Here is a 10,857-nt window from a genome sequence, read left to right on the forward strand (position 1 = left end):
GATTCCATGTCAGCCGATAAAACCCCAGTAGCACCTGCCTCCAATTTCATTCGCCATATCGTTGAACGCGACATCGAGCAAGGCACCTATGCCAGCCGCCAATGGTGTGGCGAGCCCGGCGACGCAAGTACGCAGGCCACTGGCCAGCCCGACCCGGCCAAGATCCGCACGCGCTTTCCGCCTGAACCCAATGGTTACCTGCATATTGGCCATGCCAAGAGCATTTGCCTGAATTTCGGTCTGGCACGGGATTATCAGGGCGTATGCCACATGCGCTTCGACGACACCAACCCGGAAAAAGAAGAACAAGAGTACGTGGACTCCATCAAGGACTCCGTGCAATGGCTGGGCTTCGGCTGGGAGGCATTTGGCCATTCCCATCTGTATTACGCCAGCAATTATTTCGACTTCATGTACCGCGCGGCGGAATACCTGATCACATCCGGCAACGCCTATGTGGACCAGCAATCCGCCGAAGAAATGCGGATTAACCGTGGCACGCTGACCGAGGCGGGTAAAAACTCGCCATGGCGCGATCGTCCGGCCGACGAGAATCTTGCCCTGTTCCGCGAGATGCGCGATGGCAAGCACCCGGATGGCAGCATGGTATTGCGCGCCAAGATCGACATGGCATCCCCCAATATCAATCTGCGGGACCCGGCGATTTACCGTATTAAACGCGCGACTCACCACAACACGGGCGACACCTGGTGCATCTACCCGATGTACACCTATGCCCATCCGCTGGAAGATGCACTGGAAGGCATTACCCATTCCATCTGCACGCTGGAGTTTGAAGACCAGCGGCCGTTTTATGACTGGGTATTGGAAAAACTGGCGGAGGGTGGCCTGCTGGCACACCCATTGCCCAAACAATACGAATTCTCGCGGCTTAATCTCACTTATGTGGTGCTCTCCAAGCGCAAGCTGATTGAGCTGGTAGATGGCGGCCATGTCAGTGGCTGGGATGACCCTCGCCTGCCCACCCTGGCAGGCGCACGCCGTCGCGGCTATACCCCGGAAGGGCTCCGCCTGTTTGCAGATCGCATCGGCGTCTCCAAAGCAGACTCTTGGATTGAGTACACCATCCTTGAAGACTGCATGCGCGAAACGCTGAATGAATCTGCAGAACGCCGTATCGCCGTGCTGGATCCGATCAAGCTGGTGATCGACAACTACCCTGAAGGTCAGTCCGAGGACTGCTTTGCCCCTAACCATCCGCAAAAACCAGAACTCGGCAAACGCACGGTACCCCTGTCGCGCGAACTGTGGATTGAGCGTGAAGACTTCATGGAAGTCCCCAGCAAGGGCTATTTCCGCTTGTTCCCGGACAATACCGTGCGCTTGCGTTATGGCTATGTCATCAAATGTACCGGCTTTGAAAAAGACGCGGATGGCAATGTGACGGTCGTGCACTGCGATTACCTGCCAGATACCAAGTCCGGCACGCCTGGTGCCGACAGCATCAAGGTCAAGGGCAATATCCACTGGGTTTCAGCCTCGCACGCCTATGCAGCGGAAGTGCGTCTGTATGATCGTCTGTTCAAGGAGGCTCACCCAGGCAGTGGCGACCGCAATTACCTGGATGACATCAATCCAAATTCACTCACCGTGATCACGGCGCAACTCGAACCTGCCCTTAAGGAAGCCAAACCAGAAGACACCTTCCAGTTTGAACGCCATGGTTATTTTGTCGCAGACAAAAAAGACTCGGTTGAGGGCAAGCCAGTGTTCAACCGCACCGTGACATTACGCGATGCCTGGCAAAAATAAGCTGGCAGTTTGACCTCCACGGAGAAAAATGTAGTCGCGGTGCCCCTGGAGCAAGCCTATCGACTGCTGAACCACGGACCCACCGTGCTGGTAAGCTCCGCCCATGGGGATCAACGCAATGTGATGGCCGCGGCCTGGAACATGCCGCTCGACTTCAAGCCACCCAAAGTGGCCGTTGTGATCGACAAGAATACCTACACACGCGAACTCATCCTGGCCAGTGGCAAATTTGCCATTAACGTGCCATGTGCTGCCCAAGCCGACTTGGTGGTGAGGGTAGGCTCGAGTTCGGGGCGTGAGTTGCTGGGAAAAGCACAGGCCACCAAATTTGCAGCCTTTGATTTGGCAACCTTTGCTGCCAGCAAAGTCCCAGCACCGTTAATCAAGGGCTGTGTCGCATGGCTGGAATGCGAGCTAATTCCTGAGCCACATATTCAGGATACCTACGACTTATACCTCGCTGAGGTGGTGGCCGCCTGGGCAGATGAACGGGTTTTCTCGGATGGTCGCTGGCATTTTGATGCTCAAGACGCATTGAAAACCGTGCACCATGTGGCCGGAGGATTTTTCTTCACCCCTGGCAAGAGTATTCAGGCGACTTAAACAAAAAAGCCGACGTCATCGTCGGCTTTTTTTATTCACTGCCCATCGCTATTTTTTCTCAGAGGGAAACAACGGGTCATGGATGGCATGAGCATGGTCTTCGACCTCCTCTGGTTTTTTCACGGCATCTTCTGTCGGGATTTTTTCAAACGTGAATTCCAGGATATTGGTTTCCGCCAATGGTTTTAATGGCTCAAACTCCGGAAGAACTGGACGCTCTTCCACAATAGGCTCCAGTTCCGGCAACATCAGGTTATCCTCTTGGGGCTCTGGAGCAGGGGTCTGATCCGTCAGCCCCTCGATGATATAAAGCGGGTTATGAGGTGACAAGCGGTGCCCCATCTCAGCCGCACTATGCCATTGTTCCAGGGTGCCAGGCTCTTCATTCTCCGCGGCTTTTTGCAAGCGCAATGCAAGATTATCGAAGGCAATCACGTCCTGACGTTCTGCATAAATTTTCAACAGACAAAGCGTCAACTCATGGCGATCCGGTGTTTTTTCCAGTGCATTCAGCAGAATGTTTTCGGCCTGCTCGTCACGACCATATGAGATGTAAATCTCCGCTTCGACAATTGGATCCACTTCATGGATGTCAAAATCGGCCTCCTCCGCAGAGCCAGACTGCGACGGCGTAAGCGGTGAGGATAGCTCCTGCCTATCTTCTGCCACGGCCGCCGCAATAGCGGGCGCCATGATGGCCGCTACGGCAGGCTCAACGGGCGTTGCCGGCGGCGGGGCGCTCACCACGTTAGGCTCAACATCGTTAGGATGCGGGCGAGGAGTGGTCGTTTGCACCATGCTTTCGTGCCATTTCTGCATGGCGGTCAATCGGCGCATATGCAGGTAATACACCATGCCCAGTGAGACTAACCCTAACAATAAGCCCAAGCCTATCCATAGCAGGCGGTCGAGCACTGTTTCCCAGAAACCAGGCTGCCCCTGGTTGGCAACCGTTGCTAGTGAGGGGGCAGGGGTTGCAGGTTGGGCGACAGCAGGTGCCGGTGCGACAGATTCGGGAGTGGGGTTGGCCTCCATGCCGGAACCTTTCGCTTCCGCGCTAGCATCCGCAGCGGGCTCCCCACTCTGGCCATCCTTGTCGGCAGCCTCCGAGGTATCTCCGGGCGATATTTTTAAAACAAACTCCGGGTTAGCTGGCGTGTCTGCCGATTTTGGTGCTGCAGGAGGAGGCACCTCGACTACCGCAGGCTGTGCTTTATTCGGAAGCTCTCCGCCCAGCGCTTCCGGACTGGGAATCTTGAGCACCTGACCAGACTTGAGCTGATTGATATCGCCATCGCGAAAGGCGTCGGGGTTGGCGGCATAAAAAGCGGCCATCACCTTTTTCAGCGGCACTCCTGCAGGTTGATATTGTTGGGCAACCTTGCCAAAGATATCCCCCGGCTGTGTCAGGTAGGTATCTGCGGATACCGGGATAGCGGCTTTGGGCGTGTCGAACGTATGGGTACCATTACTGCCAGAATGCGCCTTGCGGGCTTTGGGTTTTGCCGGCAATGGGGGCGGCGGTACCTCCGCGACCAGCCCCTGACTTTTCAACTCGGGGATCGTATTGACGATGGCAGGCTCATCACCCATTTTGCTGGTGGGAGGGTCCAGCAATACCGTGTATTGCCGAACCAAATGCAAATTGTCCGAGTCCACCTTGATAAGCAGCTCAAGAAACGGCTCATTGACTGCTCTTGGTGTGGTGACGTGCAAAACATGCGTGCCATCTGGCCGTGTCACACTGGTAACCCTTACCCCCGGCGGCACGATGGCATCCTGCAGCCCCGCTGTCAGGTATTCATCATTATTGCCGATACGCGCAACAAGGGTAGCAGCTTCCTTGGCGGGCATTTCCAGCAACTCGATGTCTGCGTTGAATGGTTCCCCGAGTGCCGATTTGACATTGATGCGTCCCAGGCCTGCACCATATGCAAGCACAGGCACCAATACCAGCAGAAGTGTCAGCGAAATCGCTTTAAATCCAGACCTGCGTGCAAGGGAATTTATGGAAGGCATATTGGCATCATTGAATTTTTTAATAATGGTAGTAATTTCATCATGTTGCATCTGTTTTTATAAGTACATCCCCAATATTCGGTACAGTAACTCTTTCCAGAGTGACTGTAAATGGCAACGCTTGTTTGACGAGACCGAAGAATCTGCTAGGGAGATGCAATTTATGCGCCTACTTCAGCGTGAGCGCAGATAAAATAGCGCAGTGTATTCGGGCACATTTTTTCGGAGAGCAGTCAGCATGAACATCGCCAACAATACCGCTGAACTAGTGGGTAACACCCCACTGGTCCGGCTCAATCGGATCAGCGCCAATATGGGCGCCACCATTGTCTGCAAGCTGGAGTACATGAACCCGGCCCATAGCGTGAAAGACCGTATTGCCGTGGCCATGATTGATGCCTTGCAGGCAGCAGGCAAACTCACCCCAGAAAGCATTGTACTGGAGCCAACCAGCGGCAATACCGGCATCGGTCTCGCCATGGTGTGTGCAGCGCGCGGATTGCGCTGCGCATTCGTGATGCCGGAAACCATGAGTCGTGAGCGCAAATTACTGCTGAAGGCATATGGCGCTGAACTTATCCTGACCCCTGGCAGCGAGGGCATGCCCGGCGCCATCCGCAAGGCAGAGGAGCTGGCTGCTGCCGATTCACGGTATGTGATTGCCCAGCAATTTTCCAATCCCGCCAACCCTGCCATACACCGCAGTACTACTGCCGAAGAAATCTGGCGCGATACCGATGGCAAGGTCGATATTTTTGTGTCTGGCGTTGGCACCGGCGGCACCATCACAGGTGTTGGTGAGGTGTTGAAAGCCCGCAATCCAGCTGTCCAGGTCGTTGCTGTAGAGCCCGACGCCAGTCCGGTATTATCCGGGGGTGCTCGCGGACCACACCCGATTCAAGGCATAGGGGCGGGGTTTATCCCCGAGATTTTGAATACGGCGATTTACGATGAAGTCGTCCGCGTTAAAAACGATGATGCCATGGACATTGCCCGCCGCATGGCCACGGAAGAAGGCTTGCTGGTGGGCATTTCTTCAGGCGCCGCCGTATCGGCTGCCCTGCAATTGGCCGTCCGTCCGGAAAACAAGGGCAAGCTGATCGTAGTCATCATTCCATCCTTTGGTGAGCGCTACCTGTCAACGCCGCTTTATAGTCATCTGGATGTGTAATGGCCGGTAAAAAGCACCGCAAATCCCGACTCAAAAAAGCGGGAGCAGCGCCCGGTACTCTGGTCTATATCGGGGACATCAAAACGCAGCAACCCGCCATCCATATTCTGGAATATGGAGCGGAGAGCCTGCATGAAAAGCAGCTTACCCAAGCCGAGCTCACGCATTACCAGCGGCCGCCCTCCTGCAAGTTATGGCTGAACGTCTATGGGTTACACGAAACCAGCCTGATTGCCGAATTGGGTAAGTGTTTCGGGCTGCATCCGCTGGTGATGGAGGATATTCTCAACACCAATCAGCGCCCCAAGGTGGAAAGTTATGGCGATTATCTCTACATCGTGTTGCACCATGTCGCCTATGACGCGGTGTCGGATCAGCTGCAATCCGAGCAAATCAGCCTGATACTTGGACACGACTTTGTGCTCAGCTTTCAGGAGCGCCCCACTGGCTGCTTTGAGCCGGTGCGCGAGCGCCTGCGCAATGGTCGCGTACATATCCGCGAAGCCGGCACGGACTATCTGGCGTATGCCTTGCTGGACGCAGCCGTGGATCAGTATTTCAGCACATTGGAAAAACTGGGCGATGAATGCGAGGAGTTGGAAGAACAGCTACTGCATGCGCCCAATAATCAACATTTGCTCCAGCTGCATAAGCTCAAAGGCCAGAGCATGGAGTTGCGCCGCAGCATCTGGCCATTGCGCGAAGCGGTGAATCAGCTGGTACGGAATGACGATAAATTCTTTGCGGCGGAGAATGTCGTCTTCCTGCGCGATGTGTATGACCACACCATCCACTTGATTGAGTCGCTGGAAGCGATACGCGATCAACTGGGCAGCATGCTGGACATTTACATGTCGAGCATTAGCAACCGAGTGAATATGGAGGTCAGAGCACTGACTGTCGTCACCATGCTGTTCATGCCCGCGACCTTGATCACCGGTATTTTCGGCATGAACTTTGATAGCATGCCTTGGCTTAAAAACCCGAATGGTTTTTGGTGGACCTTATCTGTCATGGCGTTTGTCGCTTCGTCCATGGGACTTTTATTCTGGCGACGCCAATGGCTCAGCCGGCATTAGGCATGCACCACCCCGGCCATACTTAATCAGTTACGAATCTTTTCAGGGAATTTGGCGCGGATTTTTGATACCTTGGGCGCGGCAACCAGCATGCAATAGGGCTGATCCTGATGTTGCTCATAATATTGCTGATGGTAATCCTCCGCCGCATAAAACACGGCAGCATCATTCACCTCGGTCACGATAGTCGAAGCAAACACATGCAATTGATTAAGCTCGGCGATCATTTGCTCTGCGGTGGAGCGCTGCATCGGATTCTGGCAAAAAATAGCTGAGCGATACTGAGTTCCTATGTCATTGCCTTGCCGATTGGGAGTTGTAGGATCGTGCGATAAGAAGAATATCTCCAGGAGCTCATAAAAACTGATGCGGGCAGGATCAAAGCTGATGCGGATAGCTTCCGCGTGCCCCGTATCACCTCGGCAAACCTGCTTATAATCAGGCTGCGAAGTATGCCCCCCGGTATATCCCGAGACGACTTTCTCAACGCCGTCCAGCTGGGAGAACACAGGCTCCAGGCACCAGAAACAACCGCCGGCCAATATTGCTACATCCAATTCTTTTACCATGACGCATCCTGTCAGTTATCGCGAACGGAAAAAACGCAGCTATCTATTACTATCGAATTAGTGGGCTTGATCGTATGATAGTTCTGTTTCAGAAGAAGATCCGGTTTTAGATTCTGCTTTTATGTGCCTTATAAGGAACTACATGCGTCGAATTGCGGTATTCAATCAAAAAGGAGGCGTTGGAAAAACAACCTCCGTCCTTAATCTCGCAGCCGCCATGCTCAGCCAGAAGCAATCCCCGCTACTGATAGATATGGACCCCCAATGCCATCTGACGGAAATCCTGACTGATGCCCTTCCTGGTTCGCAACGCAGCTTGTTTGGTTTCTACCAAAACAATACGCCGCTTGATGAGCTCATGGTGCCCTGGAACGATGCTGGCCTGCTAATTCCCGCGCATCGCGAATTAGCAAAGGTCGACAGCATTTTTGGCAAGGGTCCCAGCATCCTAAACCGTCTTCGATCAGGACTGGATAATCTGGAAAAAAAAATCAGTGCTGACACCATCTTATTGGATTGCTGCCCCTACCTGGGGGTACTTTCATTGAATGCGGTCTTTGCCGCCGATTTGATGATTGTGCCGATTTCATCGGACTTTTTGTCCCTGCAAGGCGCACAGAAAGTAGAAAAAACACTCAAAGCACTGGAAAACGTGCTCAAGCGTCGAGTCCCTCGACGTTATTTGCTTACTTGCTACGATAGACGCAGAAGCATGACATTTGACGTCGAAAAGCTGGCTCAGCAATATTTCGGCCCTGAGCTCTGTCAAACAGTGATTTCAGAAAATGTGGCTGTGGCTGAAAGCCCTCAGGCCAAACAAGACATTTTTCGCTATGACAGCCATGCAAAAGGCGCCCATGACTACCTGGCACTGCTGCAGGAGCTCAACAATATTGATCTAGCTGGCGAAGTTAATCATGTTGCTCAGGTGGATTTGACTATAAGGTCGAGTATGTCTTCGTAATTCGATGTCGCGGCTTTAACCGCAGATACAACGCGGCAATCCAGTATTTCGCAATGCATGTACATTTTTTGCAGTTTTTGCCGGGCTTCGGCTTCATCTCGCCCGTAGATTTGCAAGTTATCGACCACCACACCATTCCGGCTACGTATCTGGTATACGTACTTCGCCATTGGATTTATTTCCATTCCCGCTACTCCCCCGTTGTCATTCAGCAATATCACCCCGTTATCAAAGCCAGCTAACCCCTTACCTGCTTGGCCGCTTTGTTGTATTACCTGCCAGTAACTCTTATACGACACGCCCGGAATAAACTTTATCTACATAGTACGTTCCAAACTGAACATTCGTCATCTACTTACTGTATTGAGGAAAGTATGCGCATATTAAAAGAAGGATCGCCTTTCCCCCGGGGTGCAACATATGATGGCAAAGGTACTAACTTTGCTTTATTTTCTGATAATGCCACAGGTGTAACCTTGTGCCTGTTTTCCGCAGATGGCAAAGAAGTTGAACGAATAGACCTCACGGAATGCACCAACGGGGTTTGGTATGTTTACATTCCAGACATCCACCCTGGCCAGTTGTATGGTTATCGTGTGCATGGCCCTTGGGATCCTGTTCAAGGGCAGCGTTTCAATAGCAACAAGTTATTGCTTGATCCCTATGCGAGAAAGCTTTCCGGGGATATCCAGTGGGATGATGCCCTGTATGGCTATCAGCTCAGTCCTTCCAAAGATGCGGACCTCCGCATGGATGATCGCGACAGTGCTCCCTTTATGCCCAAAGCAATCGTGGTAAATCCTGCGCCGCTGACAAAATCAAACAAACCACAAGTCAAATGGCCCAAAACCATTATCTACGAAGCCCATGTCAAAGGGCTGACCATGAAACATCCTCTGATACCGGATGATATTCGTGGAAGCTTTGCAGCTCTTTCGGACCCCGCTTTGATTGACCATATGCATCGCATAGGCATCACTTCATTGGAGTTGCTACCGATACATGCCTTTGCTCAGGACAGGCATCTGATTGAGCGAGATCTTAGAAATTATTGGGGATACAACACGTTGGCCTTTTTTGCGCCAGAGACCAACTACCTGCATAGCGGAGATCTCGAAGAAATAGCCGCTACCGTGGATTGTTTGCATGAAGCCGGCATCGAGTTGATTTTGGATGTTGTCTACAACCATACATGTGAAGGTAATCATCTGGGGCCTACCTTATCCTGGAAAGGCATAGATAATTTAAGTTATTACCGATCCCTGCCTGGTGAGCCCCGCTATTACGACAACCTGACCGGATGCGGTAATGCCTTGAATACGTCCCACCCCAAAGTGCTGCAGATGGTTATGGATAGTCTGCGGATGTGGACGACGGTGTATGGCGTTGATGGATTCCGATTTGACCTGGCTTTAACTCTTGGCCGCGAGGACACTGGCTTTACTGCTCGTCATCCTTTTTTCCATACCATTTTGCAAGATCCCATCCTCTCCCGCTGCAAGCTCATCGCGGAACCCTGGGATGTTGGACCTGGTGGTTATCAACTAGGCGAGTTCCCACCTGGATTTTCGGAATGGAATGGCGACTATCGTGATGTCACCCGTGACTTCTGGAAAGGCGACGAAGGCTGCCTGGCCAAATTTGCAGGGCGATTTGCTGCATCAAGTGACCTGTTTGATGCTCAGCATAGACGCCCTTGGTCCAGCGTGAATTTCGTCACAGCCCATGATGGCTTCACACTGCATGACCTTGTTTCCTATAACGAAAAGCACAACGAGGCCAATGGAGAAGACAATAACGACGGTGCCAATGACAATAGAAGCTGGAACTGCGGTGCCGAAGGTGAGACTGACGACCCACAAATTAATGCATTACGCTTGCAACAAAAAAAGAATTTCCTCATCACACTCTTCCTTTCGCAAGGCGTGCCCATGTTGTTGGCGGGGGACGAGTTGCACAACAGCCAAGGTGGCAATAACAATACATATTGTCAGGATAGTGAGATTGGATGGGTGGATTGGCAAAACCCCGACAAAACCTTGGTAGAGCTCGTTGGATTACTCTCACAGATTCGTCGCGAGAATAACGCCATATCCAGAGCAGAATTTCTTACCGGCATGAACAAGCACGGGAACGCCGATGTTGCTTGGTACAACGTCAATGGTCAGCTAATGACCAATGAGCAATGGGAAGACCCTTTCAACAAGTCGCTTATTGTAAAGCTCATGGCCGTCGACAAACATCAAGCCAGCATTCTCGTTATTTTCAATGCTGCTCATATAGAAATTGAGGCTACCGTACCCGACTGCGAAATCAAGCAATGGCAATTCCTTGTGAGCTCAACCGGAGAAGGACAAGACATAAAACAGAAGGAAAAATTACCGATACCAGCACGTTCCATATACGTATATAAAACGGCAACGACATAATCATTCAGACGTCAGATGAAAGCCAGCAAGACGAATTGGAAGGGTTGACAGCGTAATGAGCACCGAGACCTAGACATTCTTCAGGCGACCATAAAGCAAAAAGCCTCTGCATAAGCAGAGGCTTTTTTAATGAGAAGCTTGGCGGTGACCTACTTTCGCATACGAGAAGTATACTATCATTGGCGCAGAATCGTTTCACGGCCCTGTTCGAGATGGGAAGGGGTGGTTCCAATTCGCTATGGCCGCCAAG

General features: G+C 52.2%; 9 protein-coding genes and 1 rRNA gene. 6 read left to right on the forward strand and 4 right to left on the reverse strand.

What is annotated here, in order from left to right:
- Positions 1-6 precede the first annotated feature (6 nt).
- Together LG203_RS10365 and LG203_RS10370 are read left to right on the forward strand one after the other, a co-directional pair.
- Complete coding sequence (locus tag LG203_RS10365) at positions 7-1,773, forward strand: glutamine--tRNA ligase/YqeY domain fusion protein (protein ID WP_230345687.1); 1,767 nt, start codon at positions 7-9, stop codon at positions 1,771-1,773.
- A gap of 9 nt (positions 1,774-1,782) precedes the next feature.
- A complete protein-coding gene (locus LG203_RS10370; RefSeq protein WP_230345688.1) occupies positions 1,783-2,376 on the forward strand; it encodes a flavin reductase family protein in 594 nt (197 codons plus the stop codon).
- A gap of 48 nt (positions 2,377-2,424) precedes the next feature.
- On the opposite strand, the gene LG203_RS10375 is transcribed toward LG203_RS10370, so the two are convergent.
- Entirely contained in the window at positions 2,425-4,395 is a 1,971-nt protein-coding gene (locus LG203_RS10375) for a type IV pilus assembly protein FimV (RefSeq protein ID WP_230345689.1), read from the reverse strand.
- A 238-nt stretch (positions 4,396-4,633) separates the two neighbouring features.
- On the opposite strand from LG203_RS10375, the gene cysK reads away from it, so the two are divergent.
- The gene (cysK, locus tag LG203_RS10380) at positions 4,634-5,566 is read left to right on the forward strand and encodes a cysteine synthase A (RefSeq protein WP_230345690.1); all 933 of its coding nucleotides are present in this window, start codon (positions 4,634-4,636) and stop codon (positions 5,564-5,566) included.
- On the forward strand, positions 5,566-6,645 hold the full coding sequence (gene corA / locus LG203_RS10385) for a magnesium/cobalt transporter CorA (RefSeq protein ID WP_230345691.1): 1,080 nt from the start codon (positions 5,566-5,568) through the stop codon (positions 6,643-6,645). The genes cysK and corA overlap by 1 nt, the downstream gene beginning before the upstream one ends.
- A 26-nt stretch (positions 6,646-6,671) precedes the next feature.
- On the opposite strand, the gene msrA is transcribed toward corA, so the two are convergent.
- Complete coding sequence (msrA, locus tag LG203_RS10390; RefSeq protein WP_230345692.1) at positions 6,672-7,214, reverse strand: peptide-methionine (S)-S-oxide reductase MsrA; 543 nt, start codon at positions 7,212-7,214, stop codon at positions 6,672-6,674.
- Positions 7,215-7,356: 142 nt separating this feature from the next.
- On the opposite strand from msrA, the gene LG203_RS10395 reads away from it, so the two are divergent.
- On the forward strand, positions 7,357-8,178 hold the full coding sequence (locus tag LG203_RS10395; RefSeq protein WP_230345693.1) for a ParA family protein: 822 nt from the start codon (positions 7,357-7,359) through the stop codon (positions 8,176-8,178).
- Here the strand turns inward: LG203_RS10395 and LG203_RS10400 are convergent.
- On the reverse strand, positions 8,139-8,348 hold the full coding sequence (locus LG203_RS10400; RefSeq protein WP_230345694.1) for a hypothetical protein: 210 nt from the start codon (positions 8,346-8,348) through the stop codon (positions 8,139-8,141). The two genes, LG203_RS10395 and LG203_RS10400, sit on opposite strands and share 40 nt — an antisense overlap.
- Before the next feature lie 204 nt (positions 8,349-8,552).
- Between LG203_RS10400 and glgX the strand changes: the two genes are divergently transcribed.
- Positions 8,553-10,607: a glycogen debranching protein GlgX gene (gene glgX / locus LG203_RS10405; RefSeq protein ID WP_230345695.1), complete on the forward strand. Its 2,055-nt coding sequence runs from the start codon at positions 8,553-8,555 to the stop codon at positions 10,605-10,607.
- A 136-nt stretch (positions 10,608-10,743) separates the two neighbouring features.
- Here glgX and rrf read toward each other — a convergent pair.
- Positions 10,744-10,857 (reverse strand): 5S ribosomal RNA (rrf, locus tag LG203_RS10410).

It is taken from the genome of Methylovorus mays, assembly GCF_020531915.1.
Lineage (GTDB): Bacteria > Pseudomonadota > Gammaproteobacteria > Burkholderiales > Methylophilaceae > Methylovorus > Methylovorus mays.